The following is a 26250-nucleotide window of genomic DNA, read 5'->3' as shown; positions in this document are numbered from 1 at the left end:
TCCACCTCGGCGTACGTGAGGACGAGCTCGCCACTTGCGATCGCGGGCGCCGAGGGCGTGGCGTCGACAGCGGCCTCGAAGAGCCCGTGGAAGGTGGCCGGGGCCAACTCCCGAGCGATGCCGGCCCATTCGCCGAGGACGAGTCCGCGCTCGTCCCCGGTCAGGACGTCGACGTCACCGACCCGGACCGACGGGTCCGCCGCGACGGCCTCCAGTACCGCGACGAGCCGCGCGCCCAACGCCTCCGCCGTCGCCCGGTCGAACAGGTCGACGGCGTACTCGACACTCCCCGCCAGCCCCTCCTCCGACTCCGCGAGCGTGAACGAGAGGTCGAACTTCGCCGTGTCCAGCCGGATCGGCTGCGTCTCGACCGCGACGCCGGGCAGCACCAGCCGGTCCGACGGGATGTTCTGCAGCTGGAAGGAGACCTGGAACAGCGGGTGGCGCGCCATCGAGCGCTCGGGGTTGATGGCCTCGACGAGGCGCTCGAACGGCACGTCCTGGTGGGCGTAGGCGGCCAGCGCCGTCTCCCGTACGCGGCGCAGCAGTTCGCGGAAGGTAGGCCGCCCCGAGAGGTCGTTGCGCAGCACCAGCGTGTTGATGAAGAAGCCGACGAGGTCGTCGAGCGACTCGTCCGTGCGGCCCGCGATCGGCGAGCCGAGCGGGATGTCCTCGCCGCCGCCGAGGCGGTGCAGCAGCGTGGCGAGTGCGGCCTGGACGACCATGAAGAGGCTGGTGCCGCTCTCGCGGGCCAACTCCTCCAACCGGGCGCGCAGTTCACTGGACACGTCGAACGGCACCGTCTCGCCGCGGTAGGTCATCCGGGCCGGGCGGGGCCGGTCGGTGGGCAGCGGGAGTTCCTCGGGCAGTCCCGCGAGCGCCGTGCGCCAGTAGTCGATCTGCCGGTTGAGCTCGCCGGCCGGGTCGTGCTCGTCGCCGAGGACCTCGGCCTGCCACAGTGTGTAGTCGGCGTACTGGACCGGCAGTGGCGTGAACTCCGGTGCGGTGCCGCCCAGTCGGGCCGCGTACGCCACCGAGAGGTCGCGGGCCAGCGGCGCCATCGACCAGCCGTCCGCCGCGATGTGGTGCACGACGACCAACAGCGCGTGGTCGTCCTCGGCGAGGGTGAACAGGTGGGCGCGCAGCGGGATTTCGGCGGTCACGTCGAAGCCGGCGGCCGCGGCCTCCGAGAGCGCGGCGTCGAGCTGCCCGGAGGTGACCTCGGCGCGGTGCAGCCGCGGCCGGGCGGCGGGGTCGGCGGAGTCGAGGACCAGCTGCTCGGGGTGCCCGTCGGTGTCGGGGAAGAGCGTGCGCAGGGCCTCGTGGCGGGCGGTGACGTCGGCGAGCGCGTCGGCCAGGGCGTCGGCCGAGAGCCGGCCGCGCAGGCGCAGCGAGAGGCCGAGGTTGTAGGTGCCGCTGGGGCCGTCGAAGTGGCCGAGGAACCAGAGCCGGCGCTGGGCGTGGGAGAGCGGGACGCGCGCTGGTCGGGCCTGCGGCCGCAGGGCGGCCCTGGCGCCGGCGGCGCCGGTCAGGGCGGCGGCGAGCGCGGCGACGGTCGGCGCCTCGAAGAGGGCGCCCACGGTGAGTTCGGCGCCGGCCTCGGTGCGGATCCGGCCGACCAGGCGGGTGGCGAGCAGGGAGTGCCCGCCGAGGTCGAAGAAGCTGTCGTCGGCGGAGACCGACTCCAGGCCGAGGACCTCCGCGAACAGCCCGGCGAGCAGCAGCTCCCGGGCGGTCTCGGGCGCCCGCCCGGTGCTCGCGCCGAAGTCGGGGGCGGGCAGGGCGCGCTTGTCGAGCTTGCCGTTGGCGGTGACCGGGAGCGCGTCCAGGACGAGGACGGCGGCCGGGACCATGTAGTCGGGCAGCGCGGCGCCGACGTGGGCGCGCAGCTCGGCCGGGTCGACGACGGCGCCGGCGGCCGGCACGACGTAGCCGACGAGCCGCTTGTCCCCGGGCCGGTCCTCGCGGACGATCACCGCGCTCTGGGCGACGGCCGGGTGGCCGAGCAGCGCGGCCTCGACCTCGCCGAGCTCGATCCGGAAGCCGCGGATCTTGACCTGGTCGTCGACCCGGCCGAGGTAGTCGAGCTCGCCGTGCGCCGTCCAGCGCACGAGGTCGCCGGTGCGGTACATGCGCGAGCCGGCCGGGCCGTACGGGTTGGCGGTGAAGCGCTCGGCGGTCAGGCCGGGGCGGCCGAGGTAGCCGTGGGCGAGGCCGGCGCCGGTGAGGTACAGCTCGCCCGCGACGCCGGCCGGGACGGGCCGCAGGCCGGCGTCCAGGACGAGCACCCGGGTGTTGGTGATCGGCCGCCCGATGGTGGGCGCGCCGGCGCCGGGGACGAGCGGCGCGGACATGGTGGCGCAGACGGTGGACTCGGTCGGGCCGTACGCGTTGACCATGGCGCGGCCGTCGGCCCAGCGGGCCACGAGCTCGGCCGAGCAGGCCTCGCCGGCGGTGACCAGCGTCATCCCGGCGGGCAGCGCGGCGTCGCCCATGGCGGCGAGCACGACCGGCGGGAGGGTCGCGTGGGTGACCCGCTGCTCGGCCAGCAGGTCCGCCAGCGGCTCGCCGGCGGCCAGCCGTCCGGCCGGGGCGAGGACCAGCGCCGAGCCGTTGACCAGGGTGGTCAGGATCTCCCACATGGAGGCGTCGAAGCTGGGCGAGGAGAACTGGAGCACGCGGTGCCCGGCGCCGCCGCCGAACCGGAGCCGGTGGGCGGCGGCCATGCTGGCGACGCCGCGGTGGCTCACCACGACGCCCTTGGGGCGGCCGGTGGAGCCGGAGGTGTAGATGACGTAGGCGGCGTCGTGCACGGTCAACGGCCCGTCGGCCAGCGGCTGGGCGGGCAGCTCGACGGTGTCCAGGAGCAGCCGCGGGGTGTCGTCGTCCGCGGGGAGCGCGGCCTGGAGCGCGGTGCTGGTGACCACCAGGCACGGGCGCGCGTCGTCGAGGATGTAGGCGATGCGCTCGGCCGGGTAGGCCGGGTCGACGGGCAGGTAGGCGGCGCCGGCGCGCATCGCGGCGAGCAGGCTGACCACGGTGTCCACGCCGCGGCCGAGGGCGACCGCGACGGTCCGGCCGCGGCCCGCGCCGCGCTCGGCGAGCAGCGCGGCCAGCCGGGCGGAGCGCTCGTCGAGCTCGCGGTAGCTCAGCCCGGTGCCCTCGTGGAGGAGGGCGGGGGCGTTCGGGGTGCGGGCGGCCTGGGCGGCGAACAGTGCGGGGGTGGTGGCGGCCGGGACGTCGAGGGCGGTGTCGTTCCACTCGCCGAGGATCCGGGCGCGCTCGGCGTCGCCGAGCAGGTCGACGGCGCCGACGCGGACGGCCGGGTCGGCGGTGACGGCCTCGACCAGGCGGCGGAAGCGCTCGCCGAGCACCTGGACGGTGGCCTCGTCGAACAGGTCGCGGGCGTACTCGAAGCCGCCGGCCAGGCCGGCCGGGCGGCCCTCGGCGTCGAAGCGCTCGGCGAGCCGCAGCGACAGGTCGAACTTGGCGGTGTCGGTCTCCAGGTGGCGGATCGCCGTCTCCAGGCCGGGCAGCTCCAGCAGCGGCGCCGCGTTGTCCGCCAGCGCCAGGGTGACCTGGGCGAGCGGGTGGCGGGCCAGCGAGCGCACCGGGTTGAGCACCTCGACCAGGCGCTCGAACGGCACGTCCTGGTGGCCGTACGCGGTGAGGTCGAACTCGCGGACGCGGTCGACCAGTTCGCGGAAGGTCGGGTCGCCGGAGACGTCGGTGCGCAGCACCAGGGTGTTGACGAAGAAGCCGACCAGCTCGTTCAGTGCCTCGTCGGTGCGTCCGGCGATGACGGTGCCGACGGGGATGTCGTCGCCCGCGCCGACGCGGTGCAGCAGGGCGGCCAGCGCGGCCTGGGCGACCATGAAGAGGCTCGCGCCGGAGTCCTGGGCGAGCGCGAGCAGCCGCCGGTGGGTCTCGCCGTCGAGCTCGAAGGCGGTCCGCCCGCCGCGGTGGCTCGCCACGGCCGGGCGCGGCCGGTCGGCGGGCAGGGCGAGTTCCTCGGGCAGCTCGGCGAGGGCGGCGCGCCAGTGCTCGATCTGCCGGGCGAGCAGGCTCCGCCCGTCCCGCTCGTCGCCGAGCAGCTCCCGCTGCCACAGCGTGTAGTCGGCGTACTGGACGGGCAGCGGCGCGAAGCGCGGGGCCTCGCCGCGCAGGCGGGCGGCGTAGGCGAGGCTGAGGTCGCGGGTGAAGGGGGCGACCGACCAGCCGTCGCCGGCGATGTGGTGGACCACCAGCAGCAGCACGTGCCGCTCGGGGGCGAGCGTGAACAGGTGGGCGCGCACCGGGACTTCGGCCGCCAGGTCGAAGCCGAGGGCGGCGGCGCCGGCGAGCAGCCCGTCCAGGTCGTCCTCGTCGGCGACCTCGGTGACGTGGAGCGCGGGCCGCGCGTCGGCGGGGTCGAGCACGTGTTGGTGCGGGGTGCCGTCGAGGACGGGGAAGACGGTGCGCAGGCTCTCGTGCCGGGCGGCGACGTCGGCCAGGGCGGTGCGCAGCGCGTCGGCGTCGGGGCGGCCGGTGAGCTCGACGGTGAGGCCGTCGTTGTAGGCGGCGCGGCCGCTGCCGCTCTCCATCTGGTTGAGGAACCAGAGCCGGTTCTGCGCGGCGGACAGCGGCATCCGCTCGGGGCGCGGCCGGGCGGTGAGCGCGGCGCGGGCGGCGGGGGCGGGCTCGGCGGCGGTGCCGGCGCCCAGGCCGAGGGCCTCGGCGAGGGTGGCGACGGTGGCGTGTTCGAAGACCGTGCGCAGCGTGAGTTCGGCCTTCAGCTCCTTGCGGATCCGGCCGACCAGGCGGGTCACCTGGATCGAACTGCCGCCGAGGAGGAAGAAGTTGTCGTCGATCGAGCCGATCTGCTCGTCGAGCACCTCGCTGAACAGCCGGCACAGCGCATCCTCGGCGTCCGTGCGCGGGGCGCGGGCGACGGCGGGGGCCGCCTGGCCGTCCGTGTCACCGGCGGTGGCACGGGTGCGCGAGGGCAGTCCGGCGGTGTCCAGCGCGACGGAGTCCACGCGGTCGGTGGGCGCGGCGGTGCCGAGGCGGTGCAGGAAGTCCAGGAACGTCCGCTGGTAGGCGGTGAGTTCGTCGTCGCCGTAGAGGTCCGGGTTGGCGTCGAAGTCGATCTGCAGGCCCGCGCCGGTGCCGCGGTCGTAGACGATGAACGACACGTCGTCGGCCGGGCCGATCGAGATGTTGTGCGGGCGGGCCGGGTGCCCGCCGAACCGCAGGTCGTAGTCGAACATCATGATGTTGACGTGCGGGCCGACCAGCCGGCGGTCGTCGGCGAGCATGCCGAGGTCACGGCGCAGGTCCTCGAACTGGTAGCGCTGGTGCTTCATCGCCGCGCGCATCTCGCGCGAGACCCCGGCGAGCAGCTCCTCGACGGTCGCGCCGGGCTCGACGGCGATGCGCAGCGGCAGCACGTTGGAGACCATGCCGGGCACGCTGCGGGCGCTCTGGCCGAGCCGGGTGGAGACCGGCAGGCCGAGCACGACCTCGGGCGAGTCGGTGAGGCGGCCGAGCCACAGGGCGACGGCGGCGACCAGCGCGGGCGGCCAGGTGACGCCGGCCTCGCTCGCGAGCTCGCGCAGCCGGTCCGTGCCGGCCGGGTCGAGGTGGGCGGTGTGCCGGGCCAGCGAGCGGGCCAGCCGCGGCTGCTCGCCGGACAGGCTGACCGGCTCGGGGCAGCCCCGCATCCGTTCCGTCCAGTACGCGCGGTCGGCGGCGCGGCGCTCGGAGTCGCGGTACTCCTCCTTCTCGGCGAGCAGCTGCCCGAGCGGCGCGAAGGGGCTCTCGGGGACCTCCTCGCCGGCCGCGAGCGCCGAGTACACGGCGGCGGTGCGCCGGGCGACCATGTTGACGGTGAAGCCGTCGACCAGCAGGTGGTGGTAGCGGTGCAGCCACAGGTGGCGGTCCTCGGCCACCTTGAACAGCGCGAACAGGAACAGGTGGTCGTGCTCGGTGTCCAGCGGCCGGGCGAAGTCCGCGGCGATCCAGGCCCGGGCGGCGGCCCACGGGTCCGCCTCCGCGCTCACGTCGACCACGTGCAGGGACCACTCCAGCTCCTCGGCCGGCACGATCCGCGCCGCCGGCCCGGTCTCCGTCCCGGTGAAGCGCAGCCGCAGCGTCTGCGCCTCCGCGACCACCCGGCGCAGCGCCGCCTCGAACAGCCCCGCGTCCACCGGACCGCCGATTTCCAGGAATTCGCCGGTGTTGAAGATGGTGTTCTGCGGATTCAGCTGCTGCGCGTACCAGACACCCGACTGGGCGGCGGTCAGCGGCAGCAGGACATCCTGGAGGTCGGACACGGCCACTCACCCTCAATACCTCGACGAAAACCAACCGGAAACCATGTCTAACAGCGGCCCCGAAGCCCGGACAACGCCGCTTGCAGAAAGCTGCCACGCCTTGGTGGCCGCCGGGCCGCGTGCTAGCGTCGCGGCATGAAGGAGAACGGCACGAAGGAGTCCGGGCCGACCCCTCCGAAGGGGGAGCTGGTCGACCGCTACATGCCGGAATGGCATTTCTGCGAACACCACTGGGTGGCCGTCACCGCGCCCCCGGAGGAGGTGCTGGCGGCGGCCCGCGAGATGACCTGGCGGGAGGCCCCGGTGGCCCGCTTCCTGCTCGCGTTCACCAAGAACAAGCTGCGCCCGGACGGCCGCGTCCTGGACGACTTCGCGATGGGTGGCGAGACCGTACTCGCCCTGTCCGACGACGAGTTGGTGTACGGGGGGATCGGCTCGCCGGCCGGTCCCGTCACCCCGGAGCAGCCGATGGCCGAGGTCTTCAGGGACTACGCGGAGCCGGGCTGCACCAAGGTCGTCTTCACCCTGCGCTGCGCCGGCGGGGTGCTCTCCACCGAGACCAGGATCCTGGCCACCGACGACGCGGCGAAACGCAGTTTCGGGCGGTACTGGAAGGTCATCCGCATTCCCAGCGGAATGATTCGGATCGCGCTCCTGGCGGCGGTCAAGAAACGCGTCGACGGAACGGCCTGAAGGGCCCCGGGCAGTCAGCCCGGGGCCCTTTGCTTTCGGGCCCTTCCGTTCTTCCCGGTATCAGCCCCTGGCGTCCCGGACGAGTTCCACGAACCGGCCCGCCGTCGAGTTCCGGTAGAAGTCCTGGGTGGTCACCTTGGGGAGTCCCTGGTCGCGCATTTCCCGGAGCACCCGGATCACCAGCAGGGAATTCCCGCCGAGCTCGAAGAAATTGTCCTGGAGCCCGACCTCGGCGCCGAGCGCGTGGCTCCACAGCTTGAGGACCTGGTCGGTCAGCGGGTCCGCACCGGCCGTGGCCGCGCCGGCCCCGGCCGGGGCCGCGGCGGCGCCGGGCGCGGGCAGCGCGGCGGTGTCCACCTTGCCGTTGATGGTCAGCGGGATCGCCGGCACGGCGGTGACCGAGGCGGGCACCATGTACCCGGGCAGCACTCCGCGGGCGTGCGCGAGGACGTCGGCCGGGGCGGCCGTGCCGCGCAGCGCCACGTAGGCGTCGATCCGGGCGGTGGCCGCGTCGCCGGGGGTCTCGTGGTTGAGCACGGTGGCCGCGCCGGTCACGTCGGGGTGGCCCAGCAGCACGTTGCGGATCTCGTCCAGCTCGATCCGGTGGCCGCGCACCTTGACCTGGCTGTCCAGCCGGCCCAGGTGGTCCAGGGCGCCGTCCGGGCGCAGTCGGCCGCGGTCGCCGCTGCGGTAGATCCGGCCGCCGCCGTACGGGTCCTCGACGAACCGCCGGGCGGTCAGCTCCGGCTGCCCGAGGTAGCGGTCGGCGACGCCGGCGCCGCCCACCCAGATCTCGCCGGGCACGCCGACCGGCAGCAGCCGCCCGCGCGGGTCGCGCACCGACAGCGACCAGCCGGGCAGCGCCGGGCCGACCTTGCGGCCGGTGGCGAGGACGTCGGCCGGGGTCACGGTGTGCGCGGTGACGTGCACCGTGGTCTCGGTGATGCCGAACATGTTGACCAGCCGGCAGGCGGTGGGCGAGTGCCGGGCGAACCAGGGGGCGAGCATCCGCACGTCCAGCGGCTCGCCGCCGAACACCACCAGGCGCACGGCGAGCGCGTCGGCGGGCGCCGGCCGGTCGGTCTCGACCAGCTGGGCGAAGGCCGACGGCGTCTGGCTCAGGACGGTGACCCGCTCGCGGACCAGCTGGGCGTGGAACAGCTCGGGGTCCCGGGTGGTCCAGTGGTCGACGACGACGAGCCGGCCGCCGGTGAGCAGGCAGCCCCAGATCTCCCAGACCGAGAAGTCGAAGGCGCTGGAGTGGAACAGCGTCCACACGTCGTCCGGGCCGAGCCGCAGGTCCCCGCGGGTGGCCTCGACCAGCGCGGCGACGTTGCGGTGCGGGATGACGACGCCCTTGGGGCGGCCGGTGGAGCCGGAGGTGTAGATGACGTAGGCGGGCGCGGCGCCGTCCTCGGCGCGGGGCGCGGCCGGGGCCGCGTCGCCGAGCGCGCGCAGTTCCGCCGGGGTGACGACGCGCACGCCGTCCAGGTCCGCCGGGAGGCCCCCGCCGGTGCCGATGACGACGCCCGCCCCGGCGTTGCCGACGGTGTAGCGCAGCCGGTCCTCGGGGTAGCGCAGGTCCATCGGTACGTACGCGCAGCCGGCCTTGAGCACGCCGAGCAGGCTGATCACCAGGTCCGCGTCGCGCTCCAGGGCGACGCCGACCATCGAGCCGGGGGCCACGCCGAGGGCGCGCAGCCCGGCGGCGGTGCGCTCGGCGAGGGCGTCCAGCTCGGCGTAGCGCAGGCTCGTCTCGCCGGCGGTGAGCGCGACGGCGTCCGGCCGCTCGCGGACCACGTCGGCGAAGAGCCCGTCGATCGTGCGGACGGCGGACGCGGGGCTCCCGGCCGGCGGGGTGACACCGAGGGCCAGGACGTGCTCCGCCTCGGCCGGGGTGAGCAGCTCGACGGTCTCCAGCGCCCGGCCCGGGTCCGCCGCCAACTGCCGTGCCACGTGGGCGACGTGGTCGGCGAATCGCGAGGCGACGACCGGCGCCAGCTCGCTCGGCCGGTGGCGCAGTACCCCGGCCGCCGTGCCGTCCGCACCGACCGTGAGGTGCAGCAGGCCGGGCAGTGCCGGCGCCAGCTGCGCCACCCGTCGCTGGCCCGCGCGGGCCTCCTCGACCAGCGCGCCGATGCCGCCGAGGTCGAGCACGCCGCCCTCGTACGCGGGTCGTCCGGCCAGGTAGGCCGACACGTCCTGCGCCTCGTCCACCGGAGCGCCCGTGCCGTACCGGGCGAGCACCAGGGCGGCGGCGCCGACGAGCAGCGTGGCGTCACCCGGCAGGCCGTCCGGCAGCGGGAGCTCCGCGACGGCCCCGGCCGCGGCCGGCTCGCCCAGGCCCCACTCCAGCGCGACAGGCGGGACGGGCGTGGCGGAGGCCCCGGGCTCGGCCTCGGCGAAGGTCAACGCGGCGCCGTCGACGGCCAGTTCGTGCCGCGCGACGAGCACCAGGTCCGCCGCGTCGTCGGCGTAGCGCAGCAGCACCGCGCGCAGCGGCGGCCCGGCGGCCCGCAGCGGGCGTTCGGCCTCGCGCCGGGCCCGGGCGGCCGCCCGCGGGTGGCCGGCGGGCAGGTCCACCCGCTCCTCCCACAGCGGCAGGCCCGCCAGCTCGGCGCGGGCCCGGCCGCCGGCGGTGCGCAGCCGCCGCGCCAGCTCCCCGGCCTCGACGGCGCCCGGCAGCCGGACCACCAGGCTGTGGCAGGACGCGGCCTGACTTCTCGACATGGACGGACACTCCTGACGGTGGGGCGAACGGGCGTGCGGGACGTGGGCGGGCGGTCAGCGGGCGCTGAAGCCGCCGTCGACGGTGAGCGTGGTCCCGGTGACCTGCCGGGAGTCGTCGCCGGCCAGCCAGAGCGCGGCGCCGGCGATGTCCTGCGGCTCGATGAGGGCGTTCATCGGCTGCGCCTGGACGAAGATCTCCTCGTGCTCGTCGACGGCGACGTCCAGCGAGCGGGCGATCTCGGCGAGCATCCGGCCCTCGTGCAGCGGGTCGTCGCGCACCGAGCCCGGGCACAGGGCGTTGACCCGGACCCGGAAGGGCGCGTAGTCGAGCGCGGCGGCCTTGGTGAGGCCGATCAGGCCGTGCTTGGCGGCGACGTACCCGGCGAAGTGCCGGTAGCCGACCAGCCCGGCGGTGGAGGCCACGTTGATCACGCTGCCCGAGCGCTGCTCGACCATGGCGGGCACGACCGCCTTCATCATCCGCCAGGCGCCGGTGAGGTCGATGCCGACCATGAGGTCCCACTCGTCCTCGGCGATCTCGTGGACGGCCTTGCCCGAGGGCGCGGCGATGCCGGCGTTGTTGAGCAGCACGTCGACGGTGCCGAAGCGGTCCAGCGCCTGCTCGGCGGCGCGCGTGACGTCGGCCGGGTCGCGGACGTCGGCGGCGACGGTGTGGACGGCCGCGCCGTGCGCCCGGCAGAGCTCGGCGGTGTGCGCCAGCTGGCCCTGCGAGCCGAGCGGGTAGGGCACGCCGTCGAGGTCGCCGGCGACGTCGACCAGCACCAGGTCGGCGCCCTCGGCGGCGAACCGGACGGCGCACGAGCGGCCCAGGCCGCGGGCGGCGCCGGTCACGAGGGCCGTCCTGCCGCTCAGCCGGCCGGTGGCGGGCTCGTTCACGAGGCGGCGCCCGAGGGAGCGGCGAGCGCGGCGGCGACGGCGTCGACCACCGGCAGCGGCGACTCGGTGAGGTACATGTGGCCGCCCTCCGGCTCCACCAGCCGGAACGCGGCGGTGGTGGCCGCGCGCCACTCCCCGGCCTGCTCGCGGGTCACCAGGGTGTCCCCGGTGGCGCGCAGCGAGGTGATCGGGGTGCGCAGCGGCTCGTCCGTCGGGGGCCGGTAGTCCTCGTGCATCCCGACGTCCGCGCGCAGGATCGGCAGCAGCAGTTCGCGCATGTCCGGGTCGGCCAGCGCGTCGTGCTGGTAGCCGGCGAACTCCTGGACCCGGGCGAGGAAGGCGTCGTCGTCCAGGCCGGTGGCGCGGCGGGTGCGCGGGGTCCACGGGCCGGGCGAGCCGCTGACGAAGAGGTGGACGAGGTCGACCGCGGGCTGCTGCTCCAGTGCGCGGGCGAGCTCGAAGGCGAGCACCGCGCCGAGGCTGTGCCCGAACAGCGCGACCGGACCGTCGGCCAGCTCCGCGACCCGCGGGGCGAGCGCGGCGGCGGCGGTCGCCGCGTCGGTGAACGGCTCGTCGAGGAACAGCTCCTCGCGGCCGGGCAGTTGGAGCGGGACGATGCGCGGGGCGTGTGCGGGGAGGTTCTTCCACCCGCGGTAGAAGCCGGCGCCGCCCCCCGCGAAGGGCAGGCACACCAGGGAGTGGGTCATGAGCGGCATCGCTTTCTGGGAAGCTGCGTGGTGGCTGCACGGCGACCGGGGGCGTGGCCGCCCGGGGGCGGCCGGACGTCCACGCTGTCACCGGGCCCCGAGCGCGGGCAACGGGCGTTGCAGATTGCTGCCAACGCCCGCCGCCCGCCGGCCGGACGGGGTGGTTCAGGCGGCGTTCATGGCGTCGGCCAGGGACTTCGGCCGCATGTCGGTCCAGTGCTCGTTGATGTAGTCGAGGCAGGCCTGGCGGCCGTCCTCGCCGAACACGGAGGTCCAGCCGGCCGGGACCTCGGCGAAGGAGGGCCAGAGCGAGTGCTGGTTCTCCTCGTTGACGAGGACCAGGTAGCGGGCGTCGTCGTTCTCGAACGGGTTGCTGGCCATGGTGGGCCCTTCCTTCGGTGGTGGTGGGTCAGGAGACCTTGAGCGACTGCAGGCGCCGGAGGAAGTCCGGCAGCCGGTCCACGCCCCAGTACTTGTCGAAGCCGCAGATGAAGAACGGCACGCCGAACACGCCGTCGCGGTGCAGGGAGCCCAGCGCGGCCATCCCGAGCTCGCGGATCTCCGGGTCTTCGTGGGCCCGGGCCAGTGCCTCCGGGTCGGCGCCGATGGTCTCGGCGATCTTGCGCATGGTGTCGGGCCGCGAGATGTCCTCGCCGCGCTCCCACCGGGTGCGGTACGTCTCGGCGATGAACTCCCGCCCGACGCCCAGCCGCTCGGCGGCCAGGTAGGCGAGGTGCGAGACCTCCCAGCGCGGGGCCGGGTCGACCGGCCAGACCATTTCCAGGTCGCGGGCCCGGGCCAGGCGCCGGACGTCCTGCAGGATGTAGAGGTGCTTCTCCTTGGACATCGGGACGTACGGGAGCCGGATGTTGCTCTGCTCCAGCTCGTCCTGGGCGGACGGGTCCGGCTCCCAGAACGGCAGCCACTCGATCCGCTCGGCCTCCTGCGGGTGGTGGTCGACCAGGTCGCGGTAGGCCATCCAGGAGTAGGGGCTGCGGAAGGAGAAGTACCAGCGCGGTGCACGTCGTGCCATCGCCGCCTCCAGCCTTTCTGAACGGGTGGTTCGAACTGCCCGGCCGTCCGGGCTAGATGGTGATGCCGCCGTCGATCTGGAGGACCGCGCCGGTGATGTACGCGGCCTTGTCCGAGACCAGGTAGGCGACCAGGTCGGCGACCTCCTCCGCGGTGCCCATGCGGCGCAGCGGGATCGAGGTCAGTGCCTCCTTGCGGGCCTTGTCGTTCATCGCGGCGACCATGTCGGTCTCGATGAAGCCCGGGGCGACGGCGTTGACCCGGATGCCGGCGCGGCCGCTCTCCTTGGCCAGGGCGCGGGTGAAGCCGATGATCCCGGCCTTGGACGCCGAGTAGTTGGTCTGGGTGCCGTGGCCGTAGACCCCGGCGACCGAGGAGATGTTGACGATCGCGCCGCCGCGGCGCTTCATCATGCCGAACACCACGGCGCGGCAGACGTGGTAGACGCCGTCCAGGTTGGTGTCGATGACCTGGCGCCACTGCTCGTCCTCCATCAGGACGAGCGGGTTGTCGCGGGTGATGCCGGCCGCGGTGACGGCCGCGGCGACCGGGCCGAGCCCGTCCTCGGTGGCCTCGATCCAGGCCCGGACGGCGGCGCCGTCGGCGACGTCCACCCGGGTGCCGGTGATCCGCACGCCGTGCTCGTCGCCGGTCTTCTCCAGGCTGCGCGCCGCCTCGTCGTCCGAGCGGTAGCAGAAGGCGACGTCGAAGCCGTCCCGGGCGAGCGCCGTGACGGTGGCCCGGCCGATGCCGCGCGAGCCGCCGGTGACCAGGGCGACCCGGCTGGTGGTGTCCGACATGGTGGTGCTCTCTCCTCAGACGGTGGCCGGGCGCAGCGCCTCGGCGGGGCGGAAGGCCATCACGATCCGGCCGACGGTCATCACGGGTTCGCCGGCCGAGCGGGTCTCGCCCTCGAACAGCACGGTGTCGTCGACCCGGCGGTCCAGCCGGACGACGTGCTCCAGGACCTCGCCGGGAAGCACGGGGCGGTGGAACTCGACGCCGGTCATGCCGCCGAAGAGCATCACCTGCCCGCTCAGCACGTCCGGGTTGGGGTCGTCCCAGGTGGCCAGCACCCCGGCGGACTGGCACCAGGACTCGACCAGCAGCGAGGACGGGTAGGCGAAGTCCTCGGCGGGGGTGTCCGCGCCGAGCTTCTCGTACCAGGGCTCGTTGCAGGTGACGGCCTTGAGGGCGGTCAGCCGCTCGCCGGGGACGAGGTCGACGACCCGGTCCACCAGGAGCATCGGGAAGCGGTGCGGCAGCCGGGCGCGGATGTCGCGCTGGCCGATCACACCCGGCACGGAGAAGCCGGTCACGCCGCCACCTCCGCGAGGGCGTAGCGCAGCCGGACGCTCGCCGCCGGGCCGCGCCCGGTGGCCAGCTTGGCCCGGCACTGCCAGTCGCCGGCCGGGGTCCGCTTCCACTCCATGGCGATCTCCAGCTCGTCGCCGGGGAAGACCGGCCCGGTGAACCGGGTGGACTCCACGGCGGCCAGCGCGGCGCCCTTCGCCTCCGCGGGCAGGGTGGCGAGCGCGCCCTGGTGGGTGCACTCGACCAGGCAGACGCCGGGGAAGATCGGGAAGCCCGGGTAGTGGCCGGGCAGCACGGTCTCGGTGTCCTCCACCCGGAAGCGGGCCGCGGTGCGCAGTCCGTCGGTGGCGGGCAGCACCTCGACCGCGCCGCCGAGCGGGCCGGCGGCGGGCATCAGGCGGCCTTCGCCGCGTCGAGCCGGCCGAGCAGGACGTCGTAGGCGTTCCGCAGGGTGGTGATCTGCTTGAGGTCCGACTCGGGCAGCTTCACGCCGTACTTCTTCTCCAGCACGACGACGATCTCCAGGGCCATCAGCGAGTCGACCTCCAGGTCGTCGACGAAGCGGGCGTCGTCGGTGACCTCCTCGGCGTCGACGTCCAGCACCTGGGCGACCACGGCGCGGAGTTCTTCCTTGTCCAGCACGATTGCCGTTCCTTTCGGAGGAGTTCGGAGGAGTTCAGGGGGAGTGCGGAGGAGCCGGGGCTCAGCGCAGGCCGAGCAGGGCGCAGCCGACGGTGCCGCTGCGGTCCACGGAGGTGATCACGCCGATCCGTCCGGCTGCCCCGGCCGGGTGGTCGGCCGCGTACGAGAGCAGGGCGGTGGCCTGGAAGGCGGCCGCGGCCGCCCCGGTGTCGCCGATCAGCCCGGTCAGCGTCAGGTCGGCGTACCCGTCGGTGCCGAGCACCTCGCGGACGGCCTCGGCCTCGCCGCGGCCCTCACGGCCGGGCGCGCCGGAGCGGGCCACCGCGGCGACCTGCCCCGGTTCGACGCCGGCCCGCTCCAGCGCCGCGCGCAGGGCGGCGGCCAGCACGGGGGCGGGGTCGCCGTCGAGGACGACGCGCAGTTCGACGCCGAGGAGTTCGGCCAGCACCGGCTGGTCCGGGTCCCCGGGGGCGTACGGCTCGACGAGGAGCATCGCGCAGCCCTCGCCGAGGGCGGGCGCGCCGGCCTCGGCCGCGTCGCCGCTGTGGTGCTCCAGCCAGGACCGGGCCTGGCTGAACTCCTCGGCCGCGCCGCACAGGACGGTCCGGGCGCGGCCGGTGCCGAGCAGCCGGCGCGAGTAGTTGAGCGCGTGCAGGCCGGCGGTGCGGCCGCCGGCGATGGTCGCGTTGGGGCCCTTCAGCTGGTACCAGATGGCGCTCTGGCCGGCCGCGCAGTTCATCACCGTGTTGGGGAAGCGCGCGGGGTCGACGAAGAAGGGCTGCTCGCCGGTGAGCGAGTCGCGGGTGAAGTCCATCATCGACTGGGCGCTGCCGGTGGTGGTGCCGAGGGCGAACGCGGCGCCCTCGCCGGTGCCGACGGCCCGGTTGCGCGGCCCGTCGTCGAGCAGCGCGCCGACGGCGGTGACGGCGAGGCCGGTGACCCGGTCCATCGAGCGGGTGCCCTTCTTGCCGAGCACCTCGCGGATCGCGAAGCCGGGCACGACGTGGCCGGTCCCGTCGGGGGTGGTGCCGTGTTCGGCGCCGAGCGCGGTGACGGTGCCGCGGCGCTCGCGCAGGCCCTCGGTGAAGGCGGTGCGGCCGATGCCGTAGGGCGACACGGCCGACCAGGCGGTGATCACCGGGCGTCCGGCGCCCGTGGTGAGGGTGGTCATGACCGTCACCGGTTCCTTTCGGTCAAGGGGTCAGTGGGGCGGGGCGTTCAGAGGAAGACGACCATCCGGTACTCGCCCCAGCGCGCGGCGGTCGCGCCCGCAGGGGCGAGCTCGACGCCGTCGACGAGCGGCAGCGGGGAGCGCAGCGCCGCGATGTCGGGCTCCTCGACGAGCACCCGCACGCCCGCGCCGAGCAGCGTGCGCAGGCCCTGGCGGGGGTCGGTGAGCGTGTCGACGGTGCGGTTGCCGATCCGCAGCGGCGGGGGAGGCGCGGCGTCCAGGGCGTAGCCGGCGGCCGAGCCGCGCAGCAGGACGTCCAGTCCGCCGAGCTGGCGGTGCAGTTCGGTGGCGAGGTACAGCTCGTCGAAGAACTGCTTGTCGAGCGCGCCGCGGTAGCCGCGTTCGACGATGGCCAGCACCCGGCCGTCCGTCGGGTCCGTCGGGTCGCCGGCCATCAGATCACCCCCATCAGCAGGGTCTTGTCCGCGGCGGCGACGTTGGCGGCGTAACCGGCCGGCGGGCGGAGCACGACCTGGGGGAGGTGGTCCACGGCGCCGCGGTCGTCGCTGCAGAACCGGCAGCCGTACCAGTGGAGCCGGTCCGGGTGGGCGGTGAGCAGCTCCCCGGCGAGCGTGGCGAGGGAGGGGTACTCCCGGTTCCAGTCGGCGAGGTTGCGCGGCTTGTCCGGGCCGAGCGGCTTCTGGGTGAGCAGGGTGGCGTAGCCGCAGGTCCACACCTGCACGGTGGCACCGCGCTCCAACAGGGCCTGGGTCAGCCGCAGGGCGGTGGTGACCTGGTCCGATGCGTGGGGGGCACCCATGAGGGTGATGAGCACGTCCGTGTGCGGGATCCGTCTGGCCACCTCAGTGCCACACCACCCGGACGGCCGGATCGAGGATCCAGCCCGCCACGACGTCCATCCCGACCACCCGGAGCTCGGGGCGCAGGGCCGCGCCGTCCAGGCCGTGCTGGGCCAGCGAGAAGCTGTCCGCGGCGAGGACCCCGCCCTCCTCCTGGAAGCGGTCGAGGTCGGAGTCGCTGCCCGGGACGGCGAGCACGACGCCGTCCTGGACGAGGAAGAGGAGCGCCGACTGCCCGGTGAGCACCTGGGCGACCGCGTCGCGCCGGAAGCCGGCGTCCTGGGCGACGCGGCCCTGGCTCTCGATGAGCAGCAGGCGCGGCGTGGAGCCCTCCCACACCTCGACCCCGCTCGCGGAGATCTCGCTGGTCTCGTTCACGCCTGCTGCACTCCGTTGACGGCGTCGAGCACGCGCTGGTCGAAGCTCACCAGGCTCCAGTCGCGGCGGTTGCCGATCACCGCGTAGCCGTGCACGATGCGGCCGGTCGCGGTCTTGACCAGCTCGCCGTCGCGCAGGACGTAGAAGTCCATGCGGGAGGTGTAGGTGAAGTCCTTGAAGACCTCCTCGACGGTGTACACCGTGTAGAGGTCCTCCTCCATCAGCGCCTCGTCGAGGATGCGGATGTCGGAGCGCGGCACGACCGGGATCCACTTGCGGTCGTCCAGCAGGGTCTTGATGGAGATGCCGCGGTCCGCGACGAAGCGGTCCTTGCCCTCCTCCATCAGCCGCAGGTAGCCCGACATCTGGATGCGCTCGGTGAAGTGGCAGTACGGGTACGGGATGTTCCACTTCCACGCGTACGCGTTCTGCCCGGCCGTCAGCGAGGCGAGGACCTCCTCCTCGGCGGGGGCGGTGGTGCCGGCCGCGCGCTCCAGGTCGTCGCCGAGCTTGGCGACGGCGAAGCGGGCGAGCAGCGCGGGCACCTCGCCGGCCGCCTCCAGGTAGGTGTCGATCCGCAGCGAGACGCGGACCTTGGAGGTGACGGCCTTGAGGACCTCGCCGTCGCGCTCGACCCGGATGACGACCTTGAGGCCGATCGTGCCGTCCTCGTCCTTGGTCCACGGCACGACCTCGGCCTCGGCCACGTCGTCCATGTGGAAGGCGTGCAGGATGCGGGTGTCGATCGAGACGAGGTCGAGGCCGAGGCCGTGCTCCTCGTAGAGCGCGCGGGCCGGGAGCCCGGCCTGCCGGAAGTGGTCGAGGACGGCCTCCTCGACGAGGTAGTTGACGTGCTTGAAGCCGATCCAGGTGCAGATGTTGGAGCCCTCGTAGCGGGGGCGGACCTGGGTGGCGGTGGAGGTGGTCAGCAGCGCCTTGACGGCGGTGTCCGTGACGAGGGTCATCGCTGGAGCTCCAGGGCGGTTGGTCGGGCGTGGCCGTCGGACGGCGACAGGCCCGGGACGGTGTGGACGAACTCGGCGACGGCGGCGGCGAACCGCCCGGGCGCGTCGAGCATCGGGAAGTGCCCGCAGCCGGGCAGGACGAGGGAGCGGGCGTCGGGCAGGGCCCCGGCGAGCGCCACGCCCTCCCCGGGCGGGGCGGCGAAGTCGCTCTCGCCGGCCAGCACCAGGGTGGGCAGGGCGAGCCGGCCGGCCGCCAGCGCGGGCGTGCGCAGGTACAGGTCGAAGAAGCGGAACCAGCCGTACGGGCCGACGCGTTCGCGCACCCGCTCGCCCATGGCCCGCCGCAGGTCGGCCGGGACCCGGCCGCCGGAGTGGGCCCGGATCCCCTCTTCCATGATCAGGTGGAAGTCGTTCAGGTAGTAGCTGATGGTCTCCCAGTCGAACTGCTCGGCGCGCGAGCGGTAGAACGGCGAGACCAGGACGAGCGCGCGGAGGCCGTACTTGCGCGGTGCGTCCACGCCGGCCCGCAGTTCGCGGTCCAGCAGGTCGAGCAGCACGTTGGCCGCCATCGAGTGCGCGACGACGACCTCGGCGCCGCCGGGCACCGACTCCAGCGCCTGGGCGAGCCGGCCGGCCAGGTCGGTCTCGGTGCCGAGGCCGGTGATGGTCTCGGTGCGCCAGGGCAGCCGGGCGGTCCACATCTGCAGGCCGTCCGGCAGTTCGGGGAGCGCGGGCTCCCACACGCTGTCGTTGGCGGCCAGGCCGTGCAGCAGCAGCACGCGGGGGCCGGTGCCGTCGGTGCGCCGCTCGACGGAGACCGGGCGCAGGTCGGGCCCGCCCGCCACGGCGTCGCCGCTCATGCCGCTTCGGGGGCGAGCACCAGCAGGTCGGCGCGGGCGTCGTCGCCGGCGCCGCCGGTGACGGCCTGGACCGGGCCCGGCTCGCCGGCGTCGAAGAGCCCGACCGCGGCCGCCACCTGGAGCAGCCCGGCGGCGCCGGAGGCCTTGCCGAGGTGCGCGGGCAGCTCCCAGCGCAGGCCCCGCTCGTCGGGTGCGGCGGCGCCGCGGCGGTAGCCGCCGAGCACGGCGCGGACGGTCGCCGAGCGGGCGGCGGCGGCCGCGCGGGACTCGACCACCAGGGCCGCCCCGCCGTCGACGGCGCGCTCGCCGCCGAGCAGCCGGCGCACCACCTCGTTGTCCGGCTCGACGCCGAGCACGAGGACGCGCTCGGCCCGGCCGGCGTTGATCAGGGTGGCGGCCCAGTGCAGCGCGTCCAGGCCGGAGGTCTCGCCGTTGCAGACCATCAGGTTGGGGCCGCGCAGCCCGTAGCGGATCGCCGCCGAGGAGGCGATGACGTTGCTGGAGGCGTTCGGCAGGTCCATCGGCGAGGTGGCCGTGACGGTGCCCTCGCGCAGGGTGTCCAGGGCGCGGGTGACGGTGTCCAGGTTGCCGAAGTTGGAGCTGGCGACCACGCCGACGCTGACGGCCGGCACGGTGATGCCCGCCTTCTCGTCCGCGCCGAGCAGTCCGGCGTCGCGCAGCGCGGCGGCGGTGAGCGCGTAACCGAGCTGGGTGGCCCGGTCCTTGTAGCGCAGGCCCTTCTTGCCGACGTGCGCGGCCGGCTCCACCGGGGCCCCGCCGGGGGCGGGCCCGTCGGCGAGGGCGCGGACCGTCTCGGTGCCGGGCAGCAGGACGGCGGCGCCGGTGACCACTACGTTCATGCGCCCGCCTCGCTTCGCTCGGCAGGGGCATTCACCCATGCGCACCTCTTGATGATGAGCTCACGTCGTTCGCTCATTGGGTCCCCTCCACGATGGCCACGGCGTTGATGCCGCCGAAGCCGAAGGCGTTCAGCTGCGCGAGCCGCAGCGTCCGGTCGGTGGCGGCCTCGCCGGTGACGAAGCTGAACTTCGCGGCCTCGTCCACCGGGTCCTCCAGGCCGACGGTCGGCGGCACCCGGCCCTCGTTCAGGGCCCGGACGCCGACGATCAGGTTGATCAGGCCGGAGGCGCCCGAGGTGTGGCCGGTCATCGACTTCACCGCGGTCATCAGCGGGCCGGAGGCGTCGTCGCCGAGCACGGCGGCCAGGGCGGTGGCCTCGGCCTCGTCGTTGAGCAGGGTGCCGGTGCCGTGCACCATCACCAGGTCGAGGTCGGCGGGCTTGACGCCGGCCAGCCGGTGGGCGGCGTGCATGGCCTCGGCGATGCCCTCCGGGGAGGGCGCGGTGACGTGGAAGGCGTCGCAGTTGACGGCCACGCCGCGCAGCCGGGCGTGCACCTGCGGGGCGCCCTCCTCGGTGCGGCGCAGCACGATCGCGGCGGCGCCGTCGCCCATCAGCACGCCGGTGCGGTTGCGGTCGAAGGGTCGCACCCGGTCCGGGGGTGTCGCGTGGACGCGCTCCAGCAGGCCGTACATGGACTCGGTGAGGACGTCGACCCCCGCCACGATGACGGTGTCGGGCGCGTCCGGGCCCTCCTGGTCGAGCAGGTCGCCGGCCAGCGCGAGCGCGTACAGCGAGGCCGAGCAGGCGTTGGAGAAGGTGTGGGTGACGTCGGCGTTGAAGCGTTCCTTCAGCCCGGTGCCGAAGTGCAGCCCGGAGTCGGCGAACGGCGAGCCGTCGGCCCACCACAGCTCCAGCGAGCGCAGTTCGCGCAGGCCGGTGCCGACCAGGATCGGGATGCCGGACAGGTCCTCGCCGAGGCCCGCGTCGGCGGCGGCCTGGGCGATCGCCTCGTGCAGCAGCCGGCCGGCCCGGCCCGGGACGTCCTCGCCCGGGGCGGGGCGGTCGTCGACCTCGTACGCGTGCTGGGCGCGGAACCTGGTGCGGTCGAAGCCGCGCAGTTCGGCGCGGCCGGAGACGCCCGCGCACAGGTTCTCGAAGAGCTCGCCGACACCGGTGCCGGTGGCGGCGACCGCGCCCATCCCGATGATGGGGCGGATCGTCATGACGCCTCCTTGGTCGCGTCGTACCGCCCGAGCAGGACCGCCGCGTTGTTGCCCCCGAACGCGAGACCGTTGTTCTGGACGATCCGCAGGTCGGCCTCGACCGCCTGGTTGGGCACGCAGTCGACGTCGCAGTCGGGGTCGGTGGTGACGTGGTTGATGGTGGGCGGGATGAACCGGTTGCGGATCGCGAGCGCGCAGCCGATCGCGCCGAGCGCGCTGGCGGCGCCCATGCTGTGGCCGAGCATCGACTTCATCGAGACGGTGCGCGGCGGGGTGTCGCCGAACACCTGCCGGATGGCGCCGGCCTCGGTGATGTCGTTGGCCTTGGTGCCGGTGCCGTGCGCGGAGATGAGGTCCACCTCCTGCGGCTTGACGCCGGCGTTGTCCAGGGCGAGCCGCATCAGCTCGGCGACGCTGTCCCGGTCCGGGGCCACCTGGTGGTGGGCGTCGCAGTTCAGCCCGTAGCCGAGCACCTCGGCGTAGATGGTGGCGCCGCGCTCCAGCGCCGAGTCCAGCCGCTCCAGGACGAGCACGCCGGCGCCCTCGCCGGTGAGGATGCCCTTGCGGTCGACGTCGAAGGGCTGGCAGCGGTCGGGGGCGATGGTGCCGAGCCGGTAGAAGCCGGTGAAGGTCTTGCGGCACATCGCGTCCGCGCCGCCGCAGAAGGCGAACTCCGCCTCGCCGGAGCTGACGGCGTCGAAGCCGTAGCCGATGGCGTAGTTGCCCGCGGAGCACGCGGTCGGGATGGTCAGCGCCTCGACGTCGGTCAGGCCCAGTTCCTGGGCGATGGCCGCCGACAGCCGCCCGGCCGGCACTCGCCGGGCGGCCGTCGGGTCGAAGGTGCCGGTGCCGTCGGCGAGTTCGCGCTCGACCAGCTGGTCGAGGTCGTAGCTCTCGCCGTCGGTGGTGCCGATGGAGATCAGTCCGCGCCGGCCGCGCAGCAGTGCCAGGTCGAGGCCGGAGTCCTCCAGGGCCATCCGGGCCGCCGCGGTCGAGAACTGCGCGGCCCGGCCGAGCTGTTCGACGTCCAGCGTGCGGATCCAGTCCCGCGGGTCGAAGTCGGTGATCTCGCACCCGTTGGCGTGGGCGAAGCCCTCGGTGTCGAACACCGAGATGGGCCGGGCCCCGCTGCGGCCCTCGCGGAGCCCCGTGAGGAACTCCCGGACGCCGAGGCCGATGCTGGACACCACCCCGAGCCCGGTGAGCACCACCCGGTGCCGCTGCGGCCCGGTGTGCCCGGTGCCGTTTCCTGCCGCCGTCATGGCGACCCTCCCCATCCGTCGCAGCGTTGTCGGGACTACCAGCCGGCCGGCTCCGAGACGACCTCGTAGACGCCCGTGAGGTTGACCATGCGGGGCAGCTCGCTCTGGTTGATCACGACGCCGAACTCCTTCTCCAGGGCGGCGAGGATCTCGATCGCGCGGAGCGAGTCGGCGTCGTGGTCCTCCTTGAAGAGGCTGGTCTCGGTGACCTCGTCCTCCTCGATCTCCAGAATGTCGCAGACGATTTCCTTGATGGTTTCGAGGCGCTCGTCGCGGGTGGCGGTGGTCATGGTCTTCTCCTTTGTCCGGCCCGGTTCCCGGGCCGCGCGGAATGCATTGCCGGATGTGGTGCGGGATGCGGCGCGGGGTGCCGCGCCGGATCGAATAACCGTGCGGATGGAATTCTGCGAGCCCGGTTTCCGGGCCCACAACGGCGGCTGCAACAACCTGCCACCGGCGTCCGGGAATTCAGCGGCGGACGGTCGCGGAAAGCCGTGCGCGGAGGTCCGCGACGAGCGCCTCGCGCTGCTCGACCAGGTAGAAGTGGCCGCCCGGCAGGACGGTCAGGTCGAAGCCGGCCGGGGCGATCCCGGCCCAGGCCGCGACCTCGTCGGGGGCGACGTCGGGGTCGCCGTCGCCGACGTAGCCGGCCACCGGGCAGGGCAGCGGCACGCCGGGCCGGGGCGCGTACCCGGCGACGGCCCGGAAGTCGGCGCGGATGGCGGGCAGGACGAGCTCGCGCAGGTCCTCGTCGGCCAGCAGCGCGGCGTCCGTGCCGCCCATCCGGCCGACCTCGGCGAGCAGGTCGTCGTCGCTGCCGAAGGCGGCGGTGCGCGGCGTCAGCAGGTGCGGGGCCTTGCGGCAGGAGACGGCCAGCAGCGCCGGGGCGATGCCGTGCCGCTGCGCGAGGCGCAGCGCGATCTCGTAGCCGACGGTGGCGCCCATGCTGTGGCCGAACAGGGCGAGCGGGGTGTCGAGGCAGGGGGTGAGTTCGGCGGTGATCGCGTCGGCGAGGTCCTCCAGGCGGGTCCACGGGTCCTCGGCGATCCGCTCCTGGCGGCCGGGGTAGCGCACGGCGAGGACTTCGACGTCCTCGCCGAAGGCGCGCCCCCAGCCGTGGAAGAAGCCGGCCGAGCCGCCGGCGTGCGGCAGGCAGAGCAGTCGCAGCCGCGGGGGTGCCGCGGTGGGGTACCGGCGCAGCCAGATGCTCTCGGTGGCCTGTGTCATCGGGGTGGTTCTCCTTGTCCGGTTCGGTGCTGGGGCCGGTCCTCGGACCCCTCCCGGCCCCGGTCAGCCCAGCGCGGCCGGGCTGTTCAGCGACACCACCCCGGTCTCCGGCGCGATCCGGCGGATCAGGCCGGCCAGGGTCTTGCCGGGGCCGATCTCGACCAGCCGGCGGCAGCCGAGCTCGCCGGTGAGGGTGCGCACGGAGGGCTCCCAGAGCACCGGCGAGGTGAGCTGGCGGGTGGCCAGGGCGGGCCAGTCGCAGTCGCCGGCGTACGCGCGGGCGTCCGCGTTGGCGACGACCGGCAGGTGGGCCGGGGCGAAGGCGGTGTTCTTCAGTGCGGTCCGCAGCCGTTCGGCGGCGGGCGCCATGTACGGGCTGTGGAAGGCGCCGCCGACGGACAGCCGGATCATCTTGGCCCCGATCGAGGGCGCCTCGGCGCCGATCAGCTCGATGCCCTCGGCGGAGCCGGAGACCACGGTCTGGCCGGGCGCGTTGACGTTGGCGACCCACACCTCGGCGCCCCGCGCCCGGATCCGGTCGGTGAGTTCGGCGACCTGCTCCAGCGGGGCGGCGACCAGGACGCCCATGGTGCCGGGGCGCTCGTCGGCGGCGTCCCGCATGGCCCGGCCGCGGGCCGCCACCAGCGCGGCGGCGTCGGGCAGGGTGAGCGCCCCGGCGGCGGTGAGCGCGGCGTACTCGCCCAGGCTGTGGCCGGCCACGGCGGCCACCGGCCCGTCGAGCGCGCCACGGCGCACCGCCTCGGCGTACGCGACCATGGCCACCGTGAACACGGTGAGCTGCGCCAGGTCGGTGCGCCGCAGGTGTTCGTCCGGAGTGTCCAGGAGCAGTTCCGCGAGATCCTCCCCGGTGACCCCGGAGATTGCCGTGACGATTTCCCAGGACGGGGTTTCCCGCCAGGGCTCGCCCATTCCCGCTTTCTGCGTCCCCTGGCCGGGGAACACCAGACCGATCGGGTTCTGGTCCATTGACCCGCCTTCCGCGCCGAATTCACCGGTGGGTACGGGGGCCCGCCGCCGGAGGTTTTCCGGAGGGCGGGTCCCCGTGCCGACGGCCGGCAGTTTCGGGGGAGTACGGCAGGCCATCGGGAAGGGGATTTCCGGGTGCGTGCGGTACCCGGCCCCCCTTTCCGCGGCCCATACAACCGAGGGCGCCGGGGGAGCGGCAACAGAGCCTTCAGGAAGCTGCCACTCGCCCGGCGCCCGGTGGAACGTTGCGGCCTCAGGCGCCCGGGCCGCCGCCGGGCCCCGGCCGGGCGGGCCGCAGCAGGCCGAGTTCGGCGGCGCGCACGCCGGCCTGGAAGCGGGACTGCGCGCCGAGCATCGCCATGATCTCGGCGACGTGCCGGCGGTAGGTGCGCACCGAGACGGTGAGTTCGCGGGCGGCGACCTCGTCGGTGACGCCGGCCCGCAGCGCGCCGAGGATCTGCTGGGCGAGCGCGGCCCGGTCCCGGTCGCCGAAGACGATCCGCTCGCTGGCCGGGACGGCGTTGCGCCACACGCTCTCGTACAGCGAGCCCAGCGTGAAGACCACCTTGGGCTCGCGGATGACGGAGGCCCGGACGCCGGTGGCCGACTCGGCGACGACCAGCGCGGTCGTGCCGTCCACCAGCAGCGCCTGGAGCGGGGGCACCCGGGCCACCCGGATCGCCACCGGCCGCTCCTTGGCGAGCTGCTCGCGGACGAAGTCCTCGTCGATCATCGAAGGGTTCGTCAGCAGCCGCACGGAGATGGTCTCGGCGGCGCCGTAGATCAGTCTTCGCTCGGCGAACTCGCTGAGCCCGGGCTCCTGTTCCTCGGCGCCGGGCATCCGCGCGTGCACGATGTCGATGCTGCGCACGGCGCTGCGGATGAGGGCGGCGGCGGTGTCGAGCACCGCCCGGTAGCCGCCCTCCACCGTGGCGATCTGCTGGGCCCGGTGGCTGCGGTCGCGGTGGATGGCCACCGTCGACTCGATCAGCGACCGCACTTCCAGGAGTGCTCTTTCCAGTTCGTCCTCTGCCTCGATGGGCACGTCGTACTCACCAGTTTCCCCGTTGGTGTTACTCACTGCGCCGCGGCTGGTGGGCCGCGGTCCTCCCCGTGTGGTCGGGGACGGCGCCCGGCCCTGTCCCGCAGGGCCCGCAGGGGCGCCGAAGACAGGCTGTCACTCGTGGAGCAGGCCCAGCTCGACCGCGCGCACGCCGGCCTGGAAGCGGGAGCTGGCACCGAGTTCGCGCATGATCTCGGCGACGTGGCGCCGGTAGGTGCGCAGGGACATGCCGAGGTCGCGGGCGGCCGCCTCGTCGGTGTAGCCGCTGCGCAGCCGCTCCAGGATGCTGCGGGTGAGGTCGCCGAGCAGGCGGGGGCTGAGCGCGAGGTGGTCGTCGAGCTTGCGGCCGAGCGACCAGGCGCCGGCGAAGAGCAGCTCCAGGGCGCGGACCGCGGCCCGGTCGTTGACCAGCGTGGCCTGGCCCTTGGCGTTGCCGGCGGAGGCGCGGACGAGGGCGGCGGCGCCGTCGGAGATGACGATGTCGCGCAGGTCGGCCTCGGAGACGCGGATCTCGAAGCGGGCGCCGGGCGCGTGGGCGAGCTTGGCCAGGGCGCAGTCGGCGACGCCGGGGGCGCAGAGGACCCGGACGACGGTGCCGGGGCGCATGGTGGTCAGGGCGTCGCGGGCGATCTGCTCGAAGGGCCCGGTGCCGGTGACGGCGACGCAGACCGAGTGCCGGGCGCCGTGCACGAGCTGTTCGACGGCCTCGCCGAGGGCGGTGACATCGGTGTGCGGGGCGGGGGGGCCCTGGTCGGGGCGCTGCCGGTAGAGCGAGACGGTGGATTCGATCAGTGCCCGCGCCTGGAGCAGGGTCTTTTCGACGTGCGCGGCATGATCGCCCGGCGTCGATTCCTCCTGGCCAGGGCCGTTCGGCGAACCGGCTGCACTGGTCACTTGCGTCCCCCCTTACGGTGGTGGTCTTTCCGTTCATTCGACGTTCAACTGTTTAATCAAGAACATGTCAGATGACACCTGATCAGACCACCTGCGACTGACAGTAGTTCGGCTGTTCGAAGCCAGTCAACCTTTGCTCAAAACCGCAGGTCAAGGGCCTTTGAGCCCG

25 protein-coding genes are annotated in these 26250 nt (G+C 74.3%); 1 reads left to right on the top strand and 24 read right to left on the bottom strand.

The window, feature by feature from the left end:
• Nucleotides 1-6314, bottom strand: a 6314-nt coding sequence (locus ACFV4F_RS25430) for an amino acid adenylation domain-containing protein (protein ID WP_380505620.1), incomplete at its 3' end; no start/stop codon positions are given.
• 135 nt (nt 6315-6449) lie between these two features.
• Between ACFV4F_RS25430 and ACFV4F_RS25425 the strand changes: the two genes are divergently transcribed.
• On the top strand, nt 6450-7007 hold the full coding sequence (locus ACFV4F_RS25425) for a hypothetical protein (protein ID WP_380505617.1): 558 nt from the start codon (nt 6450-6452) through the stop codon (nt 7005-7007).
• 60 nt (nt 7008-7067) lie between these two features.
• Here the strand turns inward: ACFV4F_RS25425 and ACFV4F_RS25420 are convergent, their stop codons facing one another.
• From ACFV4F_RS25420 to ACFV4F_RS25310, 23 genes are all read right to left on the bottom strand, one after another.
• The gene (locus ACFV4F_RS25420) at nt 7068-9737 is read right to left on the bottom strand and encodes an amino acid adenylation domain-containing protein (RefSeq protein ID WP_380505614.1); all 2670 of its coding nucleotides are present in this window, start codon (nt 9735-9737) and stop codon (nt 7068-7070) included.
• Nucleotides 9738-9791: 54 nt separating this feature from the next.
• Entirely contained in the window at nt 9792-10634 is an 843-nt protein-coding gene (locus ACFV4F_RS25415) for a mycofactocin-coupled SDR family oxidoreductase (RefSeq protein WP_380436791.1), read from the bottom strand.
• Nucleotides 10631-11350, bottom strand: a complete 720-nt coding sequence (locus ACFV4F_RS25410) for a thioesterase II family protein (RefSeq protein WP_380505611.1) — start codon at nt 11348-11350, stop codon at nt 10631-10633. Before ACFV4F_RS25410 ends, ACFV4F_RS25415 begins: the two co-directional genes overlap by 4 nt.
• Nucleotides 11351-11506: 156 nt before the next feature.
• Nucleotides 11507-11722, bottom strand: coding sequence for an MbtH family protein (locus ACFV4F_RS25405; protein ID WP_380436795.1), 216 nt, complete (start codon nt 11720-11722; stop codon nt 11507-11509).
• Between the two features lie 28 nt (nt 11723-11750).
• On the bottom strand, nt 11751-12374 hold the full coding sequence (locus tag ACFV4F_RS25400) for a 2-hydroxychromene-2-carboxylate isomerase (RefSeq protein WP_380436797.1): 624 nt from the start codon (nt 12372-12374) through the stop codon (nt 11751-11753).
• Between the two features lie 52 nt (nt 12375-12426).
• Nucleotides 12427-13173: a 3-oxoacyl-[acyl-carrier-protein] reductase gene (gene fabG, locus ACFV4F_RS25395; protein WP_380493985.1), complete on the bottom strand. Its 747-nt coding sequence runs from the start codon at nt 13171-13173 to the stop codon at nt 12427-12429.
• A gap of 15 nt (nt 13174-13188) precedes the next feature.
• Nucleotides 13189-13620: a 3-hydroxyacyl-ACP dehydratase FabZ family protein gene (locus ACFV4F_RS25390; RefSeq protein WP_380494066.1), complete on the bottom strand. Its 432-nt coding sequence runs from the start codon at nt 13618-13620 to the stop codon at nt 13189-13191.
• 68 nt (nt 13621-13688) lie between these two features.
• Nucleotides 13689-14081 carry a 3-hydroxyacyl-ACP dehydratase FabZ family protein gene (locus tag ACFV4F_RS25385; protein ID WP_380505608.1) on the bottom strand — a complete coding sequence of 131 codons (393 nt, stop codon included), beginning with the start codon at nt 14079-14081 and terminating at the stop codon, nt 13689-13691.
• Entirely contained in the window at nt 14081-14329 is a 249-nt protein-coding gene (locus ACFV4F_RS25380; RefSeq protein WP_359971072.1) for an acyl carrier protein, read from the bottom strand. The genes ACFV4F_RS25385 and ACFV4F_RS25380 overlap by 1 nt, the downstream gene beginning before the upstream one ends.
• A 61-nt stretch (nt 14330-14390) precedes the next feature.
• On the bottom strand, nt 14391-15500 hold the full coding sequence (locus ACFV4F_RS25375) for a beta-ketoacyl synthase N-terminal-like domain-containing protein (protein WP_380436804.1): 1110 nt from the start codon (nt 15498-15500) through the stop codon (nt 14391-14393).
• Between the two features lie 47 nt (nt 15501-15547).
• Nucleotides 15548-15955, bottom strand: a complete 408-nt coding sequence (locus ACFV4F_RS25370) for a hypothetical protein (protein ID WP_380436806.1) — start codon at nt 15953-15955, stop codon at nt 15548-15550.
• Complete coding sequence (locus tag ACFV4F_RS25365; protein ID WP_380436808.1) at nt 15955-16362, bottom strand: hypothetical protein; 408 nt, start codon at nt 16360-16362, stop codon at nt 15955-15957. Before ACFV4F_RS25365 ends, ACFV4F_RS25370 begins: the two co-directional genes overlap by 1 nt.
• Nucleotide 16363: 1 nt before the next feature.
• Nucleotides 16364-16738 (bottom strand): hypothetical protein, encoded by a 375-nt coding sequence (locus tag ACFV4F_RS25360; protein WP_380436810.1) that lies wholly within the window; start codon nt 16736-16738, stop codon nt 16364-16366.
• Complete coding sequence (locus ACFV4F_RS25355; protein ID WP_380505605.1) at nt 16735-17703, bottom strand: hypothetical protein; 969 nt, start codon at nt 17701-17703, stop codon at nt 16735-16737. The genes ACFV4F_RS25360 and ACFV4F_RS25355 overlap by 4 nt, the downstream gene beginning before the upstream one ends.
• Complete coding sequence (locus tag ACFV4F_RS25350) at nt 17700-18563, bottom strand: alpha/beta fold hydrolase (RefSeq protein WP_380505602.1); 864 nt, start codon at nt 18561-18563, stop codon at nt 17700-17702. The genes ACFV4F_RS25355 and ACFV4F_RS25350 overlap by 4 nt, the downstream gene beginning before the upstream one ends.
• Complete coding sequence (locus tag ACFV4F_RS25345) at nt 18560-19423, bottom strand: beta-ketoacyl synthase N-terminal-like domain-containing protein (protein ID WP_380436816.1); 864 nt, start codon at nt 19421-19423, stop codon at nt 18560-18562. Before ACFV4F_RS25345 ends, ACFV4F_RS25350 begins: the two co-directional genes overlap by 4 nt.
• A 73-nt stretch (nt 19424-19496) precedes the next feature.
• Nucleotides 19497-20648 (bottom strand): beta-ketoacyl-[acyl-carrier-protein] synthase family protein, encoded by a 1152-nt coding sequence (locus tag ACFV4F_RS25340; RefSeq protein ID WP_380436818.1) that lies wholly within the window; start codon nt 20646-20648, stop codon nt 19497-19499.
• Entirely contained in the window at nt 20645-21910 is a 1266-nt protein-coding gene (locus ACFV4F_RS25335; protein ID WP_380436820.1) for a beta-ketoacyl-[acyl-carrier-protein] synthase family protein, read from the bottom strand. The genes ACFV4F_RS25340 and ACFV4F_RS25335 overlap by 4 nt, the downstream gene beginning before the upstream one ends.
• Before the next feature lie 35 nt (nt 21911-21945).
• A complete protein-coding gene (locus tag ACFV4F_RS25330) occupies nt 21946-22200 on the bottom strand; it encodes an acyl carrier protein (RefSeq protein ID WP_380436822.1) in 255 nt (84 codons plus the stop codon).
• 178 nt (nt 22201-22378) lie between these two features.
• Nucleotides 22379-23137, bottom strand: a complete 759-nt coding sequence (locus ACFV4F_RS25325; protein WP_380505599.1) for a thioesterase II family protein — start codon at nt 23135-23137, stop codon at nt 22379-22381.
• Nucleotides 23138-23200: 63 nt separating this feature from the next.
• Nucleotides 23201-24124, bottom strand: coding sequence for an ACP S-malonyltransferase (locus ACFV4F_RS25320; RefSeq protein ID WP_380436826.1), 924 nt, complete (start codon nt 24122-24124; stop codon nt 23201-23203).
• A 253-nt stretch (nt 24125-24377) separates the two neighbouring features.
• Entirely contained in the window at nt 24378-25169 is a 792-nt protein-coding gene (locus ACFV4F_RS25315) for a LuxR family transcriptional regulator (protein ID WP_380505596.1), read from the bottom strand.
• A 132-nt stretch (nt 25170-25301) separates the two neighbouring features.
• Nucleotides 25302-26081 carry a DNA-binding response regulator gene (locus tag ACFV4F_RS25310; protein WP_380505593.1) on the bottom strand — a complete coding sequence of 260 codons (780 nt, stop codon included), beginning with the start codon at nt 26079-26081 and terminating at the stop codon, nt 25302-25304.
• Nucleotides 26082-26250: the final 169 nt, after the last annotated feature.

The sequence above is a fragment of the Kitasatospora sp. NPDC059722 genome, from assembly GCF_042733235.1.
GTDB lineage: Bacteria > Actinomycetota > Actinomycetes > Streptomycetales > Streptomycetaceae > Kitasatospora.
This window is presented reverse-complemented; position numbering and strand designations above follow the sequence as displayed.